This window comes from Bradyrhizobium elkanii WSM2783 (assembly GCF_000472865.1).
GTDB lineage: Bacteria > Pseudomonadota > Alphaproteobacteria > Rhizobiales > Xanthobacteraceae > Bradyrhizobium > Bradyrhizobium elkanii_A.
In genome coordinates, this window is the sequence record NZ_AXAP01000004.1 from 36349 (window position 1) to 60443 (window position 24095).

At 63.5% G+C, this 24095-nt stretch carries 20 protein-coding genes; 17 read left to right on the plus strand and 3 right to left on the minus strand.

Annotation, left to right across the window (positions count from 1 at the left end; genetic code table 11):
* Positions 1-39 precede the first annotated feature (39 nt).
* The 3 genes from YY7_RS0105555 to YY7_RS0105565 all read left to right on the plus strand — a co-directional run bounded on the left by YY7_RS0105555 (position 40) and on the right by YY7_RS0105565 (position 4928).
* Positions 40-699 (plus strand): OmpA family protein, encoded by a 660-nt coding sequence (locus YY7_RS0105555; protein WP_028162357.1) that lies wholly within the window; start codon positions 40-42, stop codon positions 697-699.
* A 153-nt stretch (positions 700-852) separates the two neighbouring features.
* Complete coding sequence (locus tag YY7_RS0105560) at positions 853-1785, plus strand: efflux RND transporter periplasmic adaptor subunit (RefSeq protein ID WP_028162358.1); 933 nt, start codon at positions 853-855, stop codon at positions 1783-1785.
* A complete protein-coding gene (locus tag YY7_RS0105565; protein ID WP_028162359.1) occupies positions 1785-4928 on the plus strand; it encodes an efflux RND transporter permease subunit in 3144 nt (1047 codons plus the stop codon). Before YY7_RS0105560 ends, YY7_RS0105565 begins: the two co-directional genes overlap by 1 nt.
* A 2-nt stretch (positions 4929-4930) precedes the next feature.
* On the opposite strand, the gene YY7_RS0105570 is transcribed toward YY7_RS0105565, so the two are convergent.
* Positions 4931-5605 (minus strand): Crp/Fnr family transcriptional regulator, encoded by a 675-nt coding sequence (locus YY7_RS0105570; RefSeq protein ID WP_028162360.1) that lies wholly within the window; start codon positions 5603-5605, stop codon positions 4931-4933.
* Between the two features lie 192 nt (positions 5606-5797).
* On the opposite strand from YY7_RS0105570, the gene YY7_RS0105575 reads away from it, so the two are divergent.
* Together YY7_RS0105575 and YY7_RS57810 are read left to right on the plus strand one after the other, a co-directional pair.
* Positions 5798-7816 (plus strand): AsmA family protein, encoded by a 2019-nt coding sequence (locus YY7_RS0105575; RefSeq protein ID WP_028162361.1) that lies wholly within the window; start codon positions 5798-5800, stop codon positions 7814-7816.
* Positions 7817-8564: 748 nt separating this feature from the next.
* On the plus strand, positions 8565-8750 hold the full coding sequence (locus YY7_RS57810) for a hypothetical protein (protein WP_080663593.1): 186 nt from the start codon (positions 8565-8567) through the stop codon (positions 8748-8750).
* A gap of 77 nt (positions 8751-8827) precedes the next feature.
* Here YY7_RS57810 and YY7_RS0105585 read toward each other — a convergent pair whose 3' ends face one another.
* Positions 8828-9259: a DUF1772 domain-containing protein gene (locus YY7_RS0105585; RefSeq protein ID WP_028162363.1), complete on the minus strand. Its 432-nt coding sequence runs from the start codon at positions 9257-9259 to the stop codon at positions 8828-8830.
* A gap of 76 nt (positions 9260-9335) precedes the next feature.
* Between YY7_RS0105585 and YY7_RS50850 the strand changes: the two genes are divergently transcribed.
* The 6 genes from YY7_RS50850 (at position 9336) to YY7_RS0105615 (ending at position 14919) form a co-directional block, all read left to right on the plus strand.
* Positions 9336-9830, plus strand: a complete 495-nt coding sequence (locus YY7_RS50850) for a MarR family winged helix-turn-helix transcriptional regulator (protein WP_035689378.1) — start codon at positions 9336-9338, stop codon at positions 9828-9830.
* 104 nt (positions 9831-9934) lie between these two features.
* Positions 9935-10939 (plus strand): SGNH/GDSL hydrolase family protein, encoded by a 1005-nt coding sequence (locus tag YY7_RS0105595; protein WP_155255054.1) that lies wholly within the window; start codon positions 9935-9937, stop codon positions 10937-10939.
* A 532-nt stretch (positions 10940-11471) separates the two neighbouring features.
* Complete coding sequence (locus tag YY7_RS0105600; RefSeq protein ID WP_028162365.1) at positions 11472-11894, plus strand: hypothetical protein; 423 nt, start codon at positions 11472-11474, stop codon at positions 11892-11894.
* Between the two features lie 10 nt (positions 11895-11904).
* Positions 11905-12054, plus strand: coding sequence for a DUF5989 family protein (locus YY7_RS61795; RefSeq protein WP_165435635.1), 150 nt, complete (start codon positions 11905-11907; stop codon positions 12052-12054).
* Positions 12055-12064: 10 nt separating this feature from the next.
* Entirely contained in the window at positions 12065-13897 is a 1833-nt protein-coding gene (locus YY7_RS0105610; RefSeq protein WP_028162366.1) for a carbamoyltransferase family protein, read from the plus strand.
* Between the two features lie 140 nt (positions 13898-14037).
* The gene (locus YY7_RS0105615) at positions 14038-14919 is read left to right on the plus strand and encodes an efflux RND transporter periplasmic adaptor subunit (RefSeq protein WP_035689380.1); all 882 of its coding nucleotides are present in this window, start codon (positions 14038-14040) and stop codon (positions 14917-14919) included.
* Positions 14920-15027: 108 nt separating this feature from the next.
* On the opposite strand, the gene YY7_RS0105620 is transcribed toward YY7_RS0105615, so the two are convergent.
* Positions 15028-15864 (minus strand): caspase family protein, encoded by an 837-nt coding sequence (locus YY7_RS0105620; RefSeq protein WP_028162368.1) that lies wholly within the window; start codon positions 15862-15864, stop codon positions 15028-15030.
* Between the two features lie 384 nt (positions 15865-16248).
* On the opposite strand from YY7_RS0105620, the gene YY7_RS0105625 reads away from it, so the two are divergent.
* The 6 genes from YY7_RS0105625 (at position 16249) to YY7_RS0105650 (ending at position 24085) form a co-directional block, all read left to right on the plus strand.
* The gene (locus YY7_RS0105625) at positions 16249-17973 is read left to right on the plus strand and encodes a hypothetical protein (RefSeq protein WP_028162369.1); all 1725 of its coding nucleotides are present in this window, start codon (positions 16249-16251) and stop codon (positions 17971-17973) included.
* Between the two features lie 77 nt (positions 17974-18050).
* Entirely contained in the window at positions 18051-18776 is a 726-nt protein-coding gene (locus YY7_RS0105630) for a thermonuclease family protein (RefSeq protein WP_028162370.1), read from the plus strand.
* A 40-nt stretch (positions 18777-18816) separates the two neighbouring features.
* Positions 18817-19656, plus strand: coding sequence for an LssY C-terminal domain-containing protein (locus tag YY7_RS0105635; protein ID WP_433994489.1), 840 nt, complete (start codon positions 18817-18819; stop codon positions 19654-19656).
* 74 nt (positions 19657-19730) lie between these two features.
* Entirely contained in the window at positions 19731-20915 is a 1185-nt protein-coding gene (locus YY7_RS0105640; protein WP_028162372.1) for a pyridoxal-phosphate-dependent aminotransferase family protein, read from the plus strand.
* A 196-nt stretch (positions 20916-21111) separates the two neighbouring features.
* Positions 21112-23226, plus strand: coding sequence for a S9 family peptidase (locus tag YY7_RS0105645; protein ID WP_028162373.1), 2115 nt, complete (start codon positions 21112-21114; stop codon positions 23224-23226).
* 298 nt (positions 23227-23524) lie between these two features.
* Entirely contained in the window at positions 23525-24085 is a 561-nt protein-coding gene (locus YY7_RS0105650) for a flavin reductase family protein (RefSeq protein ID WP_028162374.1), read from the plus strand.
* Positions 24086-24095 lie beyond the last annotated feature (10 nt).

The following is a 24095-nucleotide window of genomic DNA, read 5'->3' on the forward strand; positions in this document are numbered from 1 at the left end:
CGATTTGAAATCGCGCGCACGGCGCAACGGGGGCTGACAATGTTCGAGATCACCGCGAAGAAGAATCTTGCTGCGATGCTTTCGGTTGCGACGATCGGCGCCACGCTTGCCCTTGGCGTGGTGGCCGCCCGGGCCGGCGACAACGTCACCGAAGAGCAAATCCTGAGGGCGCTGACGCCGGAGAAGAAGCCGTTGACCCGCGGCCTGTCGATCGGGCCGAAGGTCGAGCCAGCCGCAAACGCCGCGGAGGACAAGTTCGTGCAGACGATCCGCGGCCGTTCCACCCGCTCACTGTCGTCGGCCGAGCGCGAGGAGATCGCGACCATCGTCAAGGACAAGCCCAAGATCGATCTGGAGATCAACTTCGATTACAATTCGGCGCAGATCAACGCCAAGTCGCTGCCCTCCGTGCAGGCCTTGGGCCGCGCTCTGACCAATGCCGACCTGAAGGGCTCGACCTTCGTCGTAGCCGGCCACACCGACGCCGCCGGCAGCGAGGCCTTCAACCAGGACCTCTCCGAGCGCCGCGCCGAGGCGATCAAGCGCTATCTCGTCGACAAATATGGCGTCAACGGTTCCGATCTCGTCACCGTCGGCTACGGCAAGAGCAAGCTGAAGGATCCGAGCCAGCCGCTGGCGGAAGCGAACCGCCGTGTGCAGGTCGTGAACATGGAAAACAAGGCAACCGCGTCCAAGTAATCCCGTCCGGGTAAACGGCGTAGCGCCACGTGCTATTTTAAGGGTAATATGCGTCTCGCACCCCCTGCGAGACGCATTTGTTTTAGCAATAAGACTGAAAACAATTCGAAGCGTTCCGCTTCAGCTAAACTTCAGGTCTGGATCGATCCGGCGATGAAATTCTCCGAATACCTAAAGCCTGTGCTCGGAACAGTCTTCGTCGTCGCACTCGGCGCCGGCTACTACTGGTTCGAGCACCGGCCGCGTCCGGAAGAGAAGGACACGCCGGGCCAAGCCCTCGTCGTCGTCACCAAAGCCACCAATGCCTGCTTCTCCGACATGGTGCGGGTCACCGGCCATATCGTGCCGCGGCGCGAAGCGCAGGTTGGCGTCGATCACGAGGGCTCCAAGGTCAGCGATGTCCTGGTCCGCGAGGGCGACACCGTGACCGAGAACCAGGAACTGGCGCGGCTGACCCCGCCGCCGCAGCAACAACAGCAGGCAGCCCAGGGCGGCGGACGCGCAGCATCGCTCTCCTTGCGCGCGCCGGCCGCGGGCCTGGTCACCGAGGTGCGGACCGCCGTGGGCGCCCCCGCCTCGCCGCAGGCCGGTCCGATGTTCCGCATCGCGATCAACAACGAGATCGAGCTGGAAGCCGAGGTGCCGAGCATTCACCTCTTGAAGCTCAATCCCGGCGCAACCGTGCGGATCAGCCGCGACGATGCGCCCGACATGGTCGGCAAGGTACGGCAGATCTCGCCGCAGATCGACCGCAACACCCAGCTCGGCCGTGTCAGGATATCCCTTACCAACAATCCTTCGCTGAAGGTCGGCATGTTCGCCCGCGCCAATATCGACGCCAAGCGCTCTTGCGGCGTCGCCGTTCCGCGCACCGCGATCGACCGCCTTACGTTGCAGGTCGTCAAGGGCAACACGATCGAGACACGGAAAGTGCGGGTCGGGCTGACCTCGGACACCTCAACGGAAATCCTTGAGGGCCTCGACGTCGGCGAAATCGTCGTCGCCGACGCTGGCACCTCGCTGCATGACGGCGACCAGATCAAGATCATGTTCGCCGACGAACTCGAGCGCACGCGGACACGCTAATGGCTTTGAACATCTCGGCTTGGTCGATTCGGAACCCGCTGCCGTCGATCGTCTTCTCGATCATCCTTTTGGTGCTGGGCTGGGTCTCCTTCACCAAGCTTGCGGTCACGCGGCTGCCGAGCGCCGATATCCCCGTGATCTCGGTAGCGGTGTCGCAGTTCGGCGCAGCACCGTCGGAACTGGAAGCGCAGGTCACCAAGACGATCGAAGACGGCGTCTCGGGCGTCGAGGGCGTGCGCCACATCTCCTCTTCGATCACCGACGGCCTGTCGGTGACCACGATCCAGTTCGCGCTGGAGACCAACACCGATCGCGCGCTGAACGACGTCAAGGACGCCGTCACCCGCGTCCGCGCCAACCTGCCGCAAAACGTCACCGAACCGCTGATCCAGCGCGTCGACGTCATCGGCCTGCCGATCGTCACCTATGCAGCGATTTCACCGGGCAAGACGCCGGAGCAGCTTTCCTATTTCGTCGACGACGTGGTCAAGCGCGCGCTGCAGGGCGTGCGCGGCGTCGCCCAGGTCGAGCGCATCGGCGGCGTCGAGCGCGAGATCCTGGTCTCGCTCGATCCCGACCGGCTGCAGGCGGCGGGGCTGACAGCCGTCAATGTCAGCCAGATCCTGCGCGGCACCAATGTCGACCTCGCCGGCGGCCGCGCCGAGATCGGCAAGAACGATCAGGCGATCCGCACGCTCGCCGGCGCCAAGACGCTGAACGAGCTTGCCGGCACCATGATCCCGCTGTTCGGCGGTGGCGAGGTGCGGCTCGACGATCTCGGCACGGTCACCGACACCATCGCCGATCGCCGCACCTTCGCCCGCTTCAACGGCGAGCCGGTGGTCGCGCTCGGCATCAAACGCTCCAAGGGCGCGAGTGATGTGGTGGTCGCCGCCGCGGTGCAGAAGCGGATCGATGCGCTGAAGGCCGCCTACCCCGATGTCGATCTCAAGCTGATCGACACTTCGGTCGAATTCACCAAGGGCAACTATGAGGCGGCGATCTCGACCCTGTTCGAGGGCGCGATCCTCGCCGTCATCATCGTGCTGTTGTTCCTGCGCGACCTTCGCGCCACCATCATCGCCGCGGTCTCGCTACCGCTATCGATCTTCCCGGCGTTCTGGGCGATGGACATTCTGGGCTTCTCGCTCAACCTCGTCAGCTTCCTCGCCATCACGCTCTCGACCGGCATCCTGGTCGACGACGCCATCGTCGAGATCGAGAACATCGTGCGCCACATGCGCATGGGCAAATCGCCCTATCGCGCTGCGCTGGAAGCCGCGGACGAGATCGGGCTTGCGGTGATCGCGATCTCGCTTACCATCATCGCGATCTTCGCGCCGGCAAGCTTCATGTCTGGTATCGCCGGCCAGTTCTTCAAGCAGTTCGGCATCACGGTGTCGGTTCAGGTGTTCTTCTCGCTGCTTGCAGCGCGCTTTGTCACGCCGATGCTGGCTGCCTATTTCCTCAAACATCAGGCGCACGAGGAGCCGCCGCCGGGCCGCATACTGCGGACCTATCACAGCCTGGTCACCTGGTCGGTGAAGCATCATTACATCACAGTGGTGATCGGCTTTGCCGTCTTCGCGGCATCGATCTGGAGCATCAAGCTGCTGCCGCAGGGATTCCTGCCGGCGCAGGACACCGCGCGCTCGCTGCTGGCGATGGAGCTGCCGCCGGGGTCGCAGCTTGCGCAGACCGAGAAGGTGACGGAGGAGATCGTCGCGCGCCTGCGCAAGCGGCCGGAGGTGAGAAGCATATTCGTCGACGGCGGCCGGGTTCCGCCGGGCACGCAGGAGGTGCGGCGCGCCGCGCTCATCATCAACTACACGCCAAAAAACGAGCGCAAGATCACCCAGCGCGAGCTCGAGCTCTCGATCGGCAATGAGCTCGAGAACGTCCCCGACATCCGCTACTGGTTCCTCGACGAGAACGGCCTGCGGGCGATCTCGCTGGTCGTGACCGGCGTCGACAGCAATATCGTCAACAACGTCGCAAGCGAGCTGGCGACGCAGATGAAGCGGATTCCGATCATCGCCAATGTGATCTCGGAAACCGCGCTCGATCGTCCCGAACTGCGCATCCGGCCGCGCGCCGAACTGGCGGCGCGGCTCGGCGTCTCCACCGAAAGCCTGTCGCAGACGATCCGCGTGGCAACCATCGGCGATGTCGGCCCGGCGCTGGCGAAATTCGATGCCGGCGACCGCCAGGTGCCGATCCGCGTCCAGCTCGAGGATAGCGCGCGCAGCGACCTGCAGATGCTGCAGCAATTGCGGGTGCCGCTCGGCCAGCGCGGCGAACGCGGCGGCGTGCCGCTGTCCGTTGTCGCTGACATCCAGCTCGACCAGGGCCCGACCAGCATCAACCGCTACGACCGCGAGCGGCAGGCCACCGTCGCGGCCGACCTCGTCGGCAACGCCGCGCTCGGCGATGCCACCAAGCAGATCTATGAACTGCCGGTGATGAAGAGCCTGCCGAAGGGCGTCAAGGTGAGCCCGTCGGGTGACGCCGAAAGCCTCAACGAGCTGTCGGATGGCTTCGCCACTGCAATCACCGCCGGCCTGATGATGGTCTATGCGGTGCTTGTGTTGCTGTTCGGCACCTTCCTGCAGCCGATCACCATCCTGTTCTCGCTGCCGCTTTCGATCGGCGGCGCGATCGCAGCGCTGCTGCTCACCGGCAAGCAGCTCACCACGCCGGTGTGGATCGGCATCCTGATGCTGATGGGCATCGTGACCAAGAACGCGATCATGCTGGTGGAATTCGCCATCGAGGCGATCCGCGCCGGCAAACGCCGCGAGGAAGCGATGATCGACGCCGGCATGAAGCGTGCGCGCCCGATCGTGATGACGACCGTTGCGATGGTTGCCGGCATGATGCCGAGCGCGCTGGCGGTCGGCGCCGGCGGCGAGTTCCGCTCGCCGATGGCGCTCGCCGTGATCGGCGGCCTGCTGTTCTCGACGGTGCTGTCGCTGGTGTTCGTGCCGGCGATGTTCATGGTGATGGACGACGTCGGCAACGTGATCTGGCGCTTCGGCAAGCGGCTGATCGTCTCGCACGCCGACGAGGAACCGCCCTCCGACCACCACGGCGAGCCACCGGCCAAGCAGCCGCCCACGATGGTGTCGCCCGCGGCCGAGTAGCGCTACTCGTTCCTCGCCACTGCGGTCAGCTTGGGCATGTCGTGCAGCAGGATCCGCCCGCGCTGCACGTCCAGGATACCGTCCTTGCGCCAGAGCTGGAGTTGACGGTTGACGCTTTCGCGCGCGGCGCCGACGCAGGTGCCGAGCTGTTCCTGCGAAATGTGGACTTCGGAACCGGAGTCGGAGGCCAGCGCACAGAGCCGCTTGGCGAGGCGGACCGGCAAGGGCTGCAGCGCCGACTCCTGCATCCGCTCGCTCATCCAGCGGATGCGGTGGCAGAGCAGCTCGATCAGCTTCACGGCAACCTTCGGCTCGCGCTCGAGGAAACGGTGAAAATCCTGGCGACTCAGCACGAACAATTCGGTTGCTTCGCCGGCGGTCGCGTCCAGGGTGCGGTCCTGGCCGTCGAGGACGGCAACCTCGCCGAACAGCTCACCGGGCCTCATGAAGTTGAGCGTCAGCCGGCTGCCGTCGGAGGCGCCGGTCTCGAGGCGGATCTGGCCGCGTCGCACCGCGAACAGGGCGTCACCGGCATCGCCCTTCTGGAACAGCACCTCGCCCGCCTGGAGGTGCCGGGTGTGACAAAGGCCCGCAAGCCGCTGCAATTCGTCCGCGCCCAAATCGGCGAACATCGGGTTCATCTTCAAAATGACCGCAAATTCGGCCTGTTTGCTCATTGTACTGCCTTCCACAACAATCTCCCGTGCGGCTTGCGTTGCGGCCCGGATTAACAAAATCCACCCCCCTGGAAGTGTGGCATAAGTCACATAAGTTCGCAGCTGCGGCGGATTATTTTCGGCCGCTTTGAGCGGGAAACCTGTTTCCGGGATAAACTTGCGCGTGACGCTGGCGCGGTCTGGAATGTCGAGATGAGAGCACTGAAAATCGCAGGCGCCGCGATCGGAACCGTGATCGTGGTCATCGCGCTGCTTGCCGTGATCGGCATCCCCTCCGGTTTCCTGACGTCGGCGATCCAGGATCGGGTCGAGCGCCAGACCGGCTATCGGCTCGCCATCAATGGCAGCGCCAAGATCAGCCTGTGGCCGTCGCTCAACATCACGCTGAACGACATCGCGCTGCAGGATCCGAAGGACCGCGAGATCAACAACCGCCTGACCGCGAGCAGCATCCGGGCTGACGTCACATTGGCGAGCCTGTGGTCGGGCCAGCCGCACGTCACCGACCTCCTGATCGTGCGGCCGGTCCTGACCATGCCGCTGCAGCGCGTGCGCGAGCCAAATCCGCCCGCAAGGAACAGCGCCGCCGGCACCGGCGAGGCCAAATTCGGCATCGAGCATGTCAGCGTCACCGGCGGCACGATCGTGTTCTCCAATGTGCGCGACCGCGTCGAAGGCCGCATCGAGGCTGTCAACGCGGATATGGCCGTCGGCAGCGACCGCAAGATCGTCATCAGCGGCAATGGGCGCGGCGGCGGCCAGCCGCTGAAATTCGAGATCAAGGCGACCGCTCCGGCGGCGCCGATCGAGCGGCAGAACATCCCGACCGAAATCGCCTTTGAGGCGCCCGGCCTGTTGCAGGCGCCGCTGTCGGCGCGCACCGAGGTGCGGCTGAGCGGCGCGGTGGTGATGTTCAACGGCGTCAGCGGCACGCTCGGCGACGGCGGGTTCAACGGCTGGGCCTCCGTCGATGTCGCCAGCAACAAGCCGCTGGTGAAGCTCGATATCGACTTCCAGAAGCTCTCGCTGGCGATGGAGCGCGGCCAGGCGGGGACGGCGGCGCAACCTTGGAGCAGTGCCACGTTCGACCTGATCGGGCTGAACTATGTCGACGCGCAGGCGAAGATTTCCGCCGCCGAGCTCAACATCGGCGATGGCCGTTTCGCGCCGGCGGCGATCGAGGCGACGCTGATGAGCGGCGTGTTGAAGGCGCGCCTCGCCAATCTCGGCGCCTATGAGGGCAACGCCAATGGCGATCTCGCCATCGACGTTACCACCAGCAATCAGACTTACGCGCTCGGCGCCGACCTCAACAATGTGCGGGCGCTGCCGCTGCTGCGCAGCCTTGCCGATTTCGACAAACTCGACGGCAGGATGCAGGCGAAGATCGCGGTGCGCTCCTCCGGCAACAGCCAGCGCGCGATCATGGGAAATATGAGCGGCACGGCCTTCGCCGTATTCCGGGACGGCGCGATCCGCGGTCTCAATGTCGCGCAGATGATCCGTTCGCTGACGACGAGCCCGCTCTCCGGCTGGCAGGAGGGCGATCAGCTCGCGACCGATCTGAGCCAGCTCTCGGCCTCCTTCAAGATCGACAAGGGCCAGGCGGTGACCACCGACCTCAATCTGGTCGGCCCGCTGGTGAAGATGACGGGCGTCGGCACCATCGATCTCGGCACCAAGATGATCGGCTTCCGCGTCGAGCCGAAGCTGGTGCTGACCACCGAGGGCCAGGGCCGCACCAGCGATCCGGTCGGCCTCGGCATCCCCGTGATGATCGAGGGGCCGTGGAATGGCCCGCGCATCTATCCGGAGATGCAGGGCATGCTCGACAATCCCGAGGCCGCCTATGCCAAGCTGCGCGAGATGGGCAAGGGCCTGTTCGGGCCGAACGGCGCGCTCGGCGGCCTCCTCGGCGGCGGCCAGGGCGGAGCCGACGCGCAGGGCGGCAGCACCAACGGCCAAGGCCAATCCGGCCAAGGTGGCGGGCTGCTCGGCGGCCAGCTTGGCGAGACCATCGGCAATTTGATCCAGCAGGGCCTGAACGGCGCAGCGCAGCCGCCGCGCCCGAGCCGCAGCATCCCGCCAGCACAGCCCCAACAGCCCGAGCCGCAGCCCCAATCCGCCCCGCCTTCGCCGCCGAGCGATAACGGCGACACGCAGGACAGCCAGGCGATGAACGAAGTGCTGCGCCAGCTCTTCAAGCGCTGAGGCGCCCCGAGACTCCCCGCCTGAGTTAAGGGAAGATGGGGAGGCTCGCACCACCGTCATTGCGAGGAGCGATAGCGACGAAGCAATCCAGGCCTCCGCAAGCGACGACATGGATTGCTTCGCTTCGCTCGCAATGACGACAAGATGGCGCCTGATTCGTATTCGATTTTCAAACATCAGAGGGATGTACGTCCGCATTCTCGCGGCACGAACTGCCCGAGCTTTGCGTCCGTTTCACCCGTCTCGAGAAAGAGAGGGCGCAGGGAAGGCCGGGTGCCGATTGCACCCGTGGGCCCCGTGCAACAAAAAGCACGGGGGTAGGACCACAGGTGAACCGGAGCAACGCCGGCCTTCCCTGCGCAATGGTTTTAACGGTTTCCTTCGCGCTCTCCCCGGTGACCGGGCTTTCTTGCCACCGTCATCCCTTAAGGATGTTTCCATCCCGCAAGGACTTAGCGCCAGCGTCGGGGCGCCAGGACCACACGACTTCGCCGTCCGCGCTGGCCAGGCGTTCGTCGTTCGCCAGCCATCGCGTCCACCGCATCCCGCCGCGCGTTCGTGACGATCGCGATCCGCCCCTCTTGCCGGGCGGGACGGCGGATTTATAGGGGTGATTTGGGGTGAAACCGAAGCGGTTTATTTTCCGCAGCCCGCCTGGACGAGCCAAATCATATTGATTTAATTGGGATAATTCGCCTCGCCGCGCAACGCGAAGGGAACCTTTAGTCGCCTCGCGCGTTGAAGCTGCATGTCTGATTCATACACACCCCGTGAAAAGCCAACGCCGGAGCAGCGCAAGGCCAGGGAGGCCCAGCGACGGCACGATGCGGAGCAGGCCATGCGAGAGCATCAGCTCGCGCAAGAGGCCTTTCATAAAAACCGCGAACGGCTGAAAGCCGAGCGACTGGCGCGCGAGGCAGCGGCCGGAAAGTAGCGTTTTATTTGGAGCATGATCTCCGCGCAAACGCTCCGCGTTTGTCGCGAGGGAAAACCGGTTTCCACTTTTCCGGATCATGCTCTGACCGCCAGCGCCAGATAGATCGCGGTTGCAGCCAGACCCAGTGCCGTGCGCACCGCATGCATCCAGCCCCAGGAGACGACAAGCGCACGCGACTCGCTATTCGCCTGTTCGGGCGGCCATGCTTCGATCCGCTTGTTGGTCGGCAGCATCACCAGCAGCGTATAGGGCCAGTTCGCCAGCATCAGCACCGCCGCGACCGACCACCGCCAATCCTGCAACTGCCAGCTCGCGAGAAACCCTGATAGCGCCGAGATGACGGCAAGGCTCGCCTGCATCGCAAAACCGCGCGCATAACTCGGCTTCCACTGCCGCAGCAGATTCGCATCATCGAGCAAGAGCCGCGCCGGCTGCTCGGCGACGTTGATATAGAACGCTGCTCCGGCAAACGCCGCCGCGGTGACGAGGGCGAACAGTCCGGGCACCATTGCTCCCTCCACAGCAAAGCCGATACGCCCTCTCCAAATTGACAATATATTGTCAATTTGGAACTATGTTGACATGCAACAAAGCCCCTCAGCCGACCGCGAAACCGACGCGCTGACGCAACTGATCCTGGAAGTGTTCCGCCTGAACGGCAGCCTGATCGCGGCCGGCGACCGCCTCGTCGCTGACCTCGGCCTGACCAGCGCCCGCTGGCAGGTGCTGGGCGCCATCGCGTTGTCACCGACGGCCGAGCCCGTCGCCCGCCTCGCCCGCTCCCTGGGCCTGCACCGCCAGGGCGTGCAGCGCATCGTCAACGAACTCGTAGCAGAAGGCATCGTCACCCTCGACGACAACCCCCACCATCGCCGCGCCAAACTGGTGCGCCTAACGAAAAAGGGCGAGGCGCTTTATCGCACCGCCGAGCGAAGGCAGAGGCCGTGGGCGAGGAAGCTGGCGAGGGGGATTGGAGTGAAGGCTGCCGTCTCAGCGCATGCGGTGCTCAAGGTGGTGCGAGAGCGATTGGAGATTGAGCCGCAGATGAAAATAGAAGAACGCAATACGAAGCTCTGAGCCACGCGGTTAGCCACACCACTTCAAACCCTGTCCGAAAGCCGATAGCTTACCGAGTAATCATTCGTTGATTATGATGCTTTGGATAGCAGAGAAACGCAAAGATGAAACATTTGACGAAACGAAACTGGGTCCGGAATGTATTTGTATCGGCTTGTCTGTCGTTGGGTATTACGCTCGCGACCCTCGCCGTATTGGAAGTTTTTCTTCGCCTTCTCGACTTTCGGGAACTGAGAGAAACCTTGAGCGAACTGTCACTCAACTACGGCTATGACGCCGAGCTCGGCTGGGCGCCGGCGCCAAATTCTTCAGGCGCCATCACGACTTTTCGCACGACACACTATAGGCACAATAGCCTTCGTCTGCGTGACGAGGAGTTCAGCCTCGACACAAAGCCCACGATCATGTTCTTGGGGGACTCCTTTGTCTGGGGCCTCGATTCCGAAGCCAACGAACGCTTCACCGAGCTGTTGAAGCCAAAGATCCCCGACTACAAGATTCTGGCGGCAGGAGTTGCGGGCTATGGAACCGATCAGGAGTATCTGCTGCTGAAGCGATTGTGGTCGAAGGTTAAGCCGGCTGTCGTCGTGCTGATCTTTTGCGCGGATAACGACCGGTCGGATAACAGTACAAATCTCCGCGCCTATAACTACTATAAACCTTACTTCGCGACCCAACCGGATGGGTCGCTGATGCTGACGGGACAGCCAGTCCCGAAATCGCATCTGCTCTACTTCAAGGATGAGTGGCTGGTGAGAAACCTTTGGCTGGCGCGGCTGGCAGTGGATGTCTATATGCGGCTTAGGTATCCGCCATTGGTTGTGCCGGACCCGACCGAAAAACTGGTGGGGAAGATCCGCGAATTCGTGGAAGGGAATGGCGCCAAATTCCTGGTTGGGATCCAAGGCCGCGACGAAAAGATGGTCGGCTACCTAGAGGAGAACCGAATCGCGTTCGCGAAACTCGAAGGTGCCGCGTTCTATAAAGAAGCCGTAGGGTTCGGCCCTCATTGGACGCCCGATGGTCATGAATTCGCGGCTGAGCGCATTCTGGGCCTCCTGTCCATGAACAACATCGGTCACCATGACGCCGCCGCGCAAAGGAATTAGTGCACCGCCAATCCCAAGCGGAGTAGCGTCAGAACGATCTCGCGACGTCCGCGCAATTGGCCCGACTCGGACGCTTAAAGCGTGATGACTTTTCGTCGAATCGTCATCCCGCTTTAGCACCTTGTTTGAGCATGATCTCCGCGCAAACGCTTCACGTTTGTCGCGAGGGAAAACCGGTAGCCACTTTTCCGGATCATGCTTTAGTAGAGGCTTCGCGCCGCCAACATGCCGGATCTCACTCGGCAATCTCAGGCACTCCCCGATCTAATCCCGGACTCGTCTGCTGCGGTAAAGCGGAATTGTCGTGCTCACCGGCAGCTGTTCCGAGCGTGACCTAACTGCGACATCGACTCGTCGCGGTCCCTTCGCAGCATATGACCAACACCGAGCCGCCTATGGCTTGTCGAGTCGGCCGGCCAAGGAGAGCCAAGAGAAGCAAATGTACAAATCACAGCTTTAAATAGTGCTGGCGCACTGCGAGAGCACTTAGTAGAAGTGATCACGTTTCGTCTAAACTGGCCGAGAGCGCCTGATGCAGTTATTGAATTTCGAACATGACGAGGTCGTGGTCGGACCGAGCGACCGCAGCTTCGGGGGCACGATGGCTGCAGTCTTTGCCCTGATCGGTCTCGTTGGATTATACAGCGGCTCGTCCCACGCTCCGGTCTGGCTTTGCATCGCGATCGTTTTCGCAGGACTGACGCTTTGGCGCCCGCAGTCCTTGGGCCTTGCCAACCGTGCATGGCTAAAGCTGGGGCTTTTGATGTACCGCATAGTCAATCCCGTTGTCATGGCCATCCTCTTCTTCGGTGCGATCATGCCGATCGGATTGGCCATGCGCCTATTCGGCAAGGATTTCCTCCGGCTCGCACGTGACGCTTCGTCGCCAACTTCTTATTGGCTCCCGCGCTCCGATCCGCGGCCGCCGTCTGAATCCATGCAGCAGCAATTCTAAGGCAGGCCAGATGTCGTTCATGCGTGAGCTGTTTGCGTTTATTCGGGCTCGGCGCAAGTTTTGGCTGATCCCGATTTTCGCCGTGATGCTTGTTCTTGGCGGACTATTGGTGCTGACCAAAGGATCGGCGCTGGCGCCGTTCGTCTACACGCTGTTCTAAGCGGGGCCTCGTGCGCATCCTCGGCATTTCAGCGTTCTACCATGACAGCGCAGCGGCTCTCCTGGTCGACGGCAAGATCGTCGCCGCCGCCCAGGAAGAGCGCTTCACACGACGGAAACACGACCCACGCTTTCCCGCGCGCGCCAGCCGCTACTGCCTTGCAGAGGCAAAAATCAAAGCGAGCGAAATCGATTATGTTGTGTTCTACGAAAAGCCGTTCCTGAAATTCGAACGATTGCTCGAAACCTACCTCGCCTTCGTTCCGCGCGGCTTTCAGTCGTTCCGTAAAGCGATCCCGGTCTGGCTCAAGGAAAAGCTGTTTCAAAAAAGCGTGCTTCGCAACCATCTGCGGGAAATCGACAGCACTGTCGATTGGGAAGCAAAGCTGCTGTTTGCCGATCATCACCAGAGCCACGCGGCATCCGCGTTCTTTGCCTCACCCTTCAGCGAGGCTGCCATTCTTACTCTTGATGGCGTCGGTGAGTGGACGACAACGTCTGCCGGCTACGGTAGAGACAACACGCTCGACCTGCGGCGCGAAATCAACTTCCCGCACTCGATTGGATTGCTGTATTCCGCCTTTACCTATTACACCGGCTTTAAAGTCAATTCCGGTGAGTACAAGGTGATGGGGCTCGCTCCCTATGGCCAGCCGAAATACGCCGACCTGATCCTCGAACATCTCGTCGATCTCAGGGATGACGGCAGTTTCCGACTTGATCTCGACTATTTCGATTATTGCACCGGCCTTACCATGATCAACGGCCGGTTCGAAGCGTTGTTCGGCGGCAAGCCGCGCGATCCCTCGGAACGGCTGGAACAGCGCCATATGGATCTGGCTGCCTCGGTCCAGCAGGTGACCGAAGAAATCGTGCTACGGCTCACGCGCAGTCTGGCTCGCGAGGGACTGTCGCAAAATCTCTGCCTTGCCGGCGGGGTGGCGCTCAATTGCGTCGCCAACGGCAAAATTCTGCGCGACCGCACGTTTGAGAATATCTGGGTGCAGCCGGCGGCGGGTGATGCCGGAGGCGCCGTCGGCGCGGCGCTGGCTGCCTACCATCAGTTCGCAGGTCGGCCACGGACGGCACCCGCGCGTGACGCCATGGCCGGCGGGTATCTAGGGCCATCCTTCTCGCAATTCGAGATCAGGGACCGTCTTGGGCAGGCCGGTGCCGCGTTCACAGAGCTTGACGACGACGCAATCATTCAAAGCACGGTCAAGGCACTGGTTGCGGAGAAAGCGGTTGGCTGGTTTCAGGGGCGAATGGAATTTGGCCCGCGGGCATTGGGCGCGCGCTCCATTCTCGGCGATCCCCGATCGCCCTCTATGCAGAGTTCGCTCAATCTGCGGGTCAAGTTTCGCGAAAGCTTCCGCCCGTTCGCGCCAGCTGTGCTGCGCGAGGACGTGGCCGACTGGTTCGATCTCGACGGCGACAGTCCCTACATGCAGATCGTCGCTGACGTGGTGCACAGACGCCGGCGGCCCGCCAACCCAGGCGACCACGAGCTGTTCGGCATCGATCGCCTCAATATCCCGCGATCTGAAATCCCGGCCGTGACTCATGTCGACTATTCGGCGCGGATACAAACTGTCCATGCCGATACCAATAAGCGATTTCATGATTTGTTGACTGCGTTCAAGGCTGAGACGGGGTGTCCAGTGCTGGTCAACACTAGCTTCAACGTTCGTGGAGAGCCGATCGTATGCACGCCGGAAGATGCGTTCCGCTGCTTTATGGGCACCGATATCGAGGTGCTGGTCGTCGGGAATTGCTTCCTGAATAAGGAAGACCAGCCCCCCTCGCTAAAGCTCGACTACAAAAATGCATTCGAGCTCGACTGATGAACTGAGAGACGAGCGCGCTCGTGCCAGCGGTTTCGCGCAGAGATGCTTGCCTTAGACGCTTGTCCCACCCTGCTTTGCTCTTTGCGGTCGCTCTGGTATCCATAGATTCTGAAACTTGAGGCTAAGCGACGATACCCATGCCTGCAGCGCGCGACCTCTCTCTCACCATCCTCACCGCCCTCCTCACCGCGGCCGCCATCTCCCCCACCCTCGGCGCCGAGGAGCCCGAGTCCCCCAAAGGCGCCACCGTCACCGTCCTCAAAGCCTCGAAAACCTGCTTCGGCAATATCGTCGAGGTCTCCGGGATCATCATGCCGCGGGAGGAGACGCAGGTGCGCCCCGAACGGTTCGGGCTGAAGGTGGGGGAGGTGATGGCGGATCCGGGGGATAACGTTACCGCGGGGCAGATGCTGGCGCGGCTGAACCTCCCCGAAGGCGGGCAGCTCAACATCACCGCGCCGGTGGCAGGGACGATCTCGGCCTCGAGCGCGATCGTCGGCACGATCGCCGGCGGCAAGGGCGAGGCGCTGTTCTCGATCATCGCGCGCAACGAGTTCGACCTGATCGGCATGGTGCCGACGCGGGATCTCGGCAAGCTGCAGGCGAACCAGACGGCATCGATCAAGGTGATCGGCGCCGGCGAGATGGACGGCAAGGTGCGGCGGGTGGCGCCGACGGTGGAGCCGAACAGCCAGCTCGGCCAGGTCGTCGTCGGCATCAACGCGCCGCGGCGGCTATTGGTGAATTCATCCGGCCGCGCGCAGATCAAGACCGGGCAGAGCTGCGGCGTCGCGGTGCCGCTGACCGCGATCCTCTATGGCACCGCCGGCACCGTGGTGCAGGTGGTCAAGCGCGACCGCGTCGAGACGCGGCGGGTGGAGACCGGGCTGATGCAGGCCGGACAGGTCGAGATCCGCGAGGGCGTGCAGGAAGGCGACATCGTGGTGGCGCGCGCGGGGGCCTTGCTGCGCGAGGGCGACCCGGTGCGGCCGGTGATGGCGAGCGCGGAGGGGAAATAGGGGCTAGCCGTCATTGCCGGGCTCGACCCGGCAATCCATCGCAACTTGAAGAGCCGCTTTGCTGGATGGATGCCCGGGTCAAGCCCGGGCATGACGAATGAGTTTTTCTCAGCCGCCGAGGCGGATGTCTTCGAGCAGCGAGGAGGAGACGGAGGGCACCTGCTCGCCTTCGCTGGCGCGGGAGATCGAGACGCGGGTCTTGTTGAAGGCGGACTCGATGCCGCCCTGGGTCTTGAGGTTATTCAGGAGTTCGGAGACCAGCACGCTGTTGGTGGCCTTGGATTCCTCGGTGACCTTGCCGGGCGTCGCCGATGATATCACCAGCGTGTTCTCGGGCGGGCTGATCGGGGCGAGGCCGTGGCTGTAGGAGCGGAAGCGGCGCTCATAGGGGTTGCGGCGGGAGGCATCCAGCACTACGAGCTTGGCCTTGGCGCCCTTCTCGTCCATCGCGGCCAGCACGTGCTCGACGCTGAGGCCATCGCGGCGGACATCGCCTTCCTTCCAGATCGCAGCATCGACCGGCAGCATGAAGCTCTCGCGGCCGGCCTGCACGCCGAAGCCGCCGAAGAACAGCATCACCACGGTATCCGGCCCGACCTTGGCCTTCAGGCGCTCGACGGCGCGGCTCATATCGTCCTTGGTCGCGTCCTCGACGACGTCGACATCGAAGCCGTTTTGGCGCAGCGCCGCGCCCAACTCACGGGCGTCGTTGATCGGCTGCTGCAGCGGGTGGTTGGCGTCGGGATAATGGCCGTTGCCGATGATCAGCGCGACGCGGGACGCCTGCACGGGCACGACGCCCTGCTCGGTCGCGACCATCTTGGGCGCTTCCAGCGGCCGCTTGTTCAGCGCGGCATGCGCACCAATCGCCAGCGACACCATCGCAACATAGGCGGCGAAGACGGTGAGCGTGCGGCGGGAAAGGGAGAGCTGCCTGAGCTTCATGCGTTTCGGATCCCAATCGTTGACCAAGGCGCGACTGCATAGTCGCGTCAAAAGCCGTCTGTGGTTTTAGGGGTTGCCTGATCGAGTGCCGTCAGATTGTGCGCAATTTGCGGCACCGCAACACAGAAACCCTTAACCTGCGAAGCCTTCCGGGGCAACCTGATTCGGCCTTTGGGCCTTATCCGTAATGCGCCGGGGTCAAACTTGTGCCAAAACGCGGCGGCGTATGTGATATCGGTCACATTTGTGTTTCCCGCGATTTTGTGCTGCGATTCAAAGGTTTGCAGGGGGCTTCTGGGTGGGGCCTCCTTGGATTGCGCAGGATTTTTCGGCCGCAGCCGGGTTCCCGGCTGTTCCGGATCGTGCGTGCCAGAAAGGGGTGGCATGGGTTTTCATGACATTGCCGGGGCGGTCTGCCGATCGCTCACGGTCCGTAAGGACGGGCCGTCGCTTTACGACGTCTGCGATCCGCTGCTGCTGAAATATCGCGGTGGGGATGCGCATTTGGGAAAATTCTACCGGACCGCGATCGGCAATCCCGCGCTGCGCGGCCTGCTCCGGCGCACCGGCCTGCCGGCCTTGCGCGATAACGCGCGGCTCGGCGCGCTGCAGACGGCCTTGAAGGAGGCGCGCGATGCCGAGGCGCCGGACTGGGCCGCGATCGGCGCGCCTGTGGCTGCGCTGATGGAAGGTATCGACGTGCGGCATCCGCTGCCCACGGCGGCGGCGCCTGCGCGCGCGCCCGCGGCGGCCGAGATCGAGCGCGTGATCCGGGCCTGTGGCGCGCATCTGTTGCGCGCTTACGCGAAGAACGGCTTCATCCCGACCTATGCGGCGTTCAACCTGATCGGCGATGCCGACATGGGCGGGCGCGAACTCCTGATGGCGCTGACCGGGCTGAACTCGCGCGGCTACAAGAACTCGACTTTGCTGTTCAACCTCGCGCGCATCTACATCGCGCATTCGCCGGCGCGCGCGCTGATCAACCCGCCCTGGCGCGGGATCGCCGAGCCGATGTGGCAGCCGATGCAGATCCGCCACCGCTCGGCCTATTACGATGCGTTCTTCACCGAGGCGCTGCTCAGCTTCGTCGAGACCGGGCTCGCGTCCGGCGCGGAGACCAGCGCCGCGCGCGGGGCGATCGCCGACATGGTCGACTTCTGCTTGCGGATCAGCGCCGAGGAGGTGCCCTCGCATGACGGCTCGACGGTGAACGTGATCACCGCGCTGGCGCCATTGCCGCATCCGCGCTTCTCGCGCTTCTTCGCCCACATCAAGCAGGATCTCGGCTTCGGCATCTATGTGCCTGATTGCGACACCACCGCCTGCTCGTTCTCCGCGGCGACGCAGGCCGGCAGCGAGCATCCGATCCTCAAGCAGCCGCTTTTGGATTTCTACCGCGGCTACCAGGTGCGGAGCGGGGCGAACGAGCCGCGCGTCACCGTGCCGCTCAACGACAATATCGATTACGAAGGCGGAGTCGTGACCTGGATCGACAATCTCGCCGGTGATCGTCCCTACGGCAACGATCTCGATCCGACGCTCAATCTCGACATCCTCGAGGTCAGCTTCCGCAACCTCAAGCGCTGGCGGATTCTGGAGACGCCGCAGCGATTGGAGACGGTGCACCGCATCATCGATTTCCAGCGGCGGCTGGTGGAAAGCGGCGCGTTCAGGAAGCCGCGCTCGCATATCTATTATCTGCCGGAGCTTTACTGCGCCTATTTCGGCCGCTGCTACGCCGCGTTCATCGCGCTTCCCTCGGCGGCGCAGCGCGTGATCGATCCAAGCGGGGTGTTCGCAATGATCCGCGCGCAGGTGCTGCTCTACGTCCAGCAGGAATTGATCGCCTATGAGATGAACGCGTTCGACGCCGCGCTGGCGCTGATGGCGCTGGCGCATCTCGGCGCCGAGGTCGCGACCTTCACGCCGGCGCTGCACTGCATCGTCGCGAGCTTCGGCGAAGGCGGCCGGCGTTCCCCATACAAGGCCTATGAGTGGAACAAGATGAAGACGCCGACGCGGATCCTGGTCGGCGGCCCCGAGGTGACCTCGGCCTTCGTGCTGATGGCGCTGGCGCTGGCGCGGCGGGCAATGACGCGAAGTTGAAAAGGCTGCGGCGTTCGCGCTACTGGTTTGCCTGCCCGAATCTCCGCACAATTGCTCGCTAATCCGTGAACCTGCCGATGCGATCGCTGCTCCTCACCGCCGCCCTCCTGCTGTTGCCCGCGCTGGCGCAGGCCGCAGACATCACCGGCGTGCCGAAAATCCGCGAGGGCGACCAGATCCAGATCGGCTCCGCCCGCATGCGTCTCGGTAGCATCGACGCGCCCTCCACCGACCAGCTCTGCCTCAACACCATGGGCGAGCGTTGGACCTGCGGGATCGCCGCGCGCGACGAACTGATCAAGCATGCCGGCGGCAAGAGCTGGACCTGCCATACCCGCGGCACGACCGACCGCCGCGGCCGCACCCTGGCGCGCTGCGAGGTCGAGGGGCAGGACATCCAGAGATGGCTGGTCGCCAACGGCTGGGCGCTGGCCTATACGCGCGCGTCGCACGAGTACGAGGCCGACGAGAAGGCCGCGCGTGACGCCAAGGCCGGCATGTGGCAGGGCGCCTTCATCGCACCCTGGGACTGGCGCATCCGCAACAAGAAGACGCCAATCCTGGGCGCCGTGAAGCCGCCGGAGAACGCGCGCAACATCCTGCTGGCGTCCGCGTCCGGGCCGGTCGCGCCCTCGCCCGACTGCACCATCAAGGGCAACGTCAACACCTCGGGCGAATGCATCTATCACACGCCGCAAAGCCGCTGGTACGCCAAGATCCAGATGAAGATCGCCAAGGGCACGCGCTGGTTCTGCTCGGTCGAGGAGGCCGAAGCCGCCGGCTGCCGCGAGACAAGACGGTGAGCAGGCTCTAAACTGGCTGCGCAACTCGGTTCGAGAGCGCATCACGGTGACAGAGTTCGACGACAAGGCGCAACCTTCGGCGCGGCGGCGACGGGTCCGCCGCATCCAATTGCTGCTGGTCTTCATACTCGCAGTCTACGGCCTCGCCGCCTATCTGCTGCTGCCGGCATTGTGGACCCATCACGAGCACCAGAAGGGCCTCGCCAACCTGCCGATGGTGACGCGCACCGCGCAGGGAATTCCCGGCGATCCCCTGAATATCGGATTGATCGGCGACAAGTATGACGTGGTCTGCGCCATGCACGCTGCCGGCTGGTATCCCGCCGATCCGATCACGCTGAAATCATCGATCGAGATCGTCGGCAGCGTGCTGCTCGATCGCCCCTATCGCGACGCGCCGGTCAGCAATCTCTTCTATCTCGGGCGCCGCGAGGACCTCGCCTTCGAGAAGCCGATCGGAAACAGCGCCGATCGCCGCAACCATGTCCGCTACTGGCAGGTGCTCGACAAGGGCGAGGAGGGCCGCCCGGTGTGGCTCGGCGCCGCCACGCAAGATCGCAGCGTCGGCGTCAGCCATTACACCGGCGCGATCACGCATCACATCGGTCCCGACCTCGATGCCGAGCGGGCCCTGCTCACGGCCGACCTGGAAAACGCCCGCATGGTCACCGCGAAATATCAGGTCACCGGCATCGGCCCGACGATCGCGGGCCGCAATGGCGGCGGCGACCTCTATTACACCGATGGCGAGATCTGGATCCTGCGGCTGGTGGAAGCATGCAAGCCGCGCGATGGCCCGGCAACGACGATCCCGAGCCCGCCCGCGATCGAGATCAAGGATCAGATCTGGCATGCCGTCGCCGACGCGATCGGAAAATAACGCCTCTGTGGGTTGAAATTTTCAGCCAATCCCTGCATCCACGTGTGCGAGGCAGATCAAGCAGGAACCGAACAATGACCGTTCGCGCGGGCCGGGAATTTCTGGCCATCCCCGGACCGACCACGATGCCCGATGAGGTGCTGCAGGCGATGCATCGCCCGGCGCTCGATATCTATTCGGCGGAGATGGTCGAACTGACCGAGAGTCTCTTGCGCGATCTCTCAAAACTGTTCGCCACCAAAGGCAAATCCTACATCTATATCGCCAACGGCCATGGCGCCTGGGAGGCGACGCTCTCCAACGTGCTGTCGCGCGGTGACAAGGTGCTGGTGCTCGAGAGCGGGCGCTTCGCCATCGGCTGGGGCCAAGCCGCGTCCGCAATGGGCGCCGAGGTCGAAGTGTTGAGGGGCGACTGGCGCCGCGCGATCCGGCCGGCGGAAGTGGAAGAGCGGCTGCGGCGCGACAGGGAGCACACGATCAAGGCGATCCTCGCGGTGCAGGTCGACACCGCCTCCGGCGCCTATAACGACATCGAGGCGATCGGCAAGGCGATCAAGGCGAGCGGCCATCCAGCGCTGTTCATGGTCGATACCGTGGCCTCGCTCGGCTGCATGCCGTTCGAGATGGACGCCTGGGGCATCGACGTCGCGATGTCCGGCTCGCAGAAGGGCCTGATGACGCCGCCGGGTCTCGGCTTCGTCGCGGCGAATGCGCGCGCGCAAGAGGTGCACAAGCGCGCCGATTTGCGCACGCCCTATTGGGACTGGACCGAACGCGAGGGCACCGAGCACTATCGCAAATATGCCGGCACCGCGCCGGTGCATCTGTTGTTCGCGCTGCGCAAGGCGATCGACATGCTGGCGGCCGAGGGACTGCAGAATGCGCATCTGCGCCATCGCCTGCTTGCCGAAGCGGTGCGGCGTGCCGTTGCGGTATGGGCAGAGGGCCAGGTGCTCGGCTTCAACATCACCGAGGCTGCCGAGCGCTCCAACACGGTGACCACAGTCACCATGAACGGCCACGACCCGGCGGCGCTGCAGCGCTATTGCAAAGAGAAATGCGGCGTCGTGCTCGGCACCGGCATTGGCGATCTGCAGGGCCAGGCCTTCCGGATCGCCCATATGGGCCATGTGAACGCGCCGATGATCCTGGGCACACTCGGCGTGGTCGAGGTCGCGCTCAACGCGCTCGGCATTCCCCACGGCAAGGGTGGAACCGAGGCCGCGATTGAATGGCTCGGTGAAAGCGTGCGCGCCTGACCGCATCTGGCAATCCACCCATTCGAACCGATATATGTCTCGATGACATCTCGTTCCGACGGTGGTCGTCATTGCCGGGCTCGACCCGGCAATCCATCATCTTGCGAAAAACGCCTTTCTTTGATGGATGCGCGGGTCAAGCCCGCGCATGACGAGCGAACAAGACCACGGAACCGAAAGACCGTACGAGGACCGAGTGGACCAATCCGCCACCAAGAAACCTGCCCACCCCGCGCCCGTCGCGCCGCGACGGCCGCATTCCTTCACGCGGCATGGCATCACCGTGACCGATAACTATGCCTGGCTGAAGGACCCAAAATGGCAGGAGGTGCTGCGCGATCCCTCGATCCTCGATCCTGATATCAGGAGCTATCTCGAAGCCGAGAACAGCTATACCGAGAGCCTGCTCGGCCACACCGCACCGTTGCAGAAGAAGCTGGTTGCGGAGATGCGCGGGCGGATCAAGGAAGACGATTCCAGCGTCCCCTCGCCCGACGGCCCGTTCGCCTATTTCCGCAAATTCCGCGAGGGCGGACAGCACGAGATGTTCGGCCGCATGCCGCGCGACGGCGGCGAGGCGCATGTCGTGCTCGATGGCGACGAGCTGGCGAAAGCCACCGAATATTTCAGGTTCGGCGGCAGCCGGCATTCGCCCGACCACAGGCTGCATGCCTGGAGCGCCGACACCAAGGGCTCGGAATATTTCTCGATCCGCGTGCGCGACTGGGCAAGCGGCGCCGATCTCGACGACCTCGTCGAGGAGACCGATGGCGGTGTGGTCTGGAGCGCGGATTCCAGGAGCTTCTTCTACGTCAAGCTCGACGACAACCACCGCCCGATGCAGGTCTGGCGCCATCGGCTCGGCACCAAACAGGCGGACGACGTGCTGGTCTATGAAGAGCAGGATTCCGGCTGGTTCACCCATCTGCATGAGAGCGCGAGCGGGCGCTTCTGCGTGATCGCGGGCGGCGACCACGAGACTTCGGAACAGCGGTTGATCGACCTCCGAAATCCCGAGGCGGCGCCGCGGCTGATCGCCGAGCGCGAGGAAGGCGTACAATATTCGATCGCCGACCGCGGCGACGAGCTGTTCATCCTCACCAATGCCGATGACGCGATCGACTTCAAGGTGATGACGGCGCCGCTCGCCGCGCCGGAGCGCAAGAACTGGCGCGATCTGATCCCGCACCGCGAAGGCATCTACATCCTCGATCTCGAACTTTTCTCCGGCCACATGGTGCGGCTGGAGCGCGCCAACGCGCTGCCCGCGATCGTGATCCGCGATCTCGCCACGGGCGAGGAGCATGCGATCGCCTTCGACGAGGCGGCCTATTCGCTCGACACCATGGGCTCCTACGAATTCGAGACGACGAACCTGCGCTTCTCCTATTCGTCGATGACGACACCGTCGGAAGTCTACGACTACGACATGACGAAGCGGACACGGGTGCTGCGCAAGCGCCAGGAGATTCCCTCCGGCCACGACCCGGCCGATTACGTCACCACGCGCATCATGGCGACCTCGCATGACGGCGCAGAGGTGCCGGTCTCGATCCTGCACCGCAGGGATTTCGTCCGCGACGGCACAGCGCCGCTGCTGCTCTACGGCTACGGCTCCTACGGCATGGCGATGCCGGCCTCCTTCAGCACCAACCGCTTGTCGCTGGTCGACCGCGGCTTCGTCTACGCGATCGCACATATCCGCGGCGGCGCCGACAAAGGCTGGGGCTGGTATCTCGACGGCAAGCGCGAGAAGAAGACCAACAGCTTTGATGATTTCGCGGCCTCCGCCCGCGCGCTGATCGATGCAAAATACACGAGCACTAAACGCATCGTCGGCCATGGCGGCTCGGCCGGCGGCATGCTGATGGGAGCGGTCGCGAACCGCGCCGGCGAATTGTTCGGCGGCATCGTCGCCGAGGTGCCTTTCGTTGACGTGCTCAACACCATGCTCGACGACACGCTGCCGCTGACGCCGCCGGAATGGCCGGAATGGGGCAACCCGATCGAGAGCGAGAAGGACTTTCGCACCATCCTGTCCTATTCGCCCTACGACAATGTCGCGGCGAAGGACTATCCCGCGATCCTCGCCATGGGTGGATTGACCGATCCGCGCGTCACCTATTGGGAGCCGGCGAAATGGATCGCGCGATTGCGCGCCACCATGACCGGCGGCGGGCCGGTGCTTCTCCGCACCAACATGGGCGCTGGCCACGGCGGCGCATCGGGACGATTCAACCGGCTCGATGAAATCGCGATCGTCTATGCGTTCGCGCTGTGGGCAGTGGGATTGGCGGACGCGGCGGTGTAGATATCGTAGGGTGGGCAAAGCGCAGCGTGCCCACCTTCTCTTGCACCGAGCGTGGATGGTGGGCACGCTCCGCTTTGCCCACCCTACAGGCCTGAGATGAGCCCCACTCTCTCCCCAGATCGTCCCGGGCTTGACCCGGGACCCATCACCACCAAACATCGTTGTTGAACTACGCTGTAACTCCGAGTCTTCATCACCATAACTGCCTGCGGTTATGGGTCCCGGCTCGCGCTTCGCTTGGCCGGGACGACGGCGGAGTTTGAAGCGCAAACGAGGACGACGACTGAGAGGAGGCCCGATGCCGCGCTACACCAAGACGGATTTTCCTGTCGACAACGTCCGCCGCTTTCTCGAGCCGGGGCCGATCGTGCTGGTCTCCTCCGCGCACAGGAATGAGACCAACATCATGACCATGGGCTGGCACATGATCATGGAGTTTCAGCCCTCGCTGATCGGCTGCTACATCTGGGACGCCAACCATTCCTTCGAATTGATCCGGCGCAGCAAACAGTGCGTGATCAACGTGCCAACCGTCGAGCTGGCGCCGACGGTGGTCAAGATCGGCAACAGCTCCGGGCGCGACATCGACAAGTTCGCCGAGTTTGGCCTGACGCCCAGGTCCGGCGAGCAGGTGCGCGCGCCGTTGATCGAGGAGTGTTACGCCAATTTCGAATGCCGGCTGATCGATTCAAATCTGATCCGGAAATACAGCCTGTTCGTGCTGGAGGTGGTGAAGGCGCATGTCGCGACCTCGCCGAAATATCCGAAGACCATCCATTATCGCGGCGATGGCGAGTTCATGATCTCCGGCGAGAACACACGCAAATATCGCAAGCTGTTCAAGCCGGAGATGTTGTAGCGGCGGGACC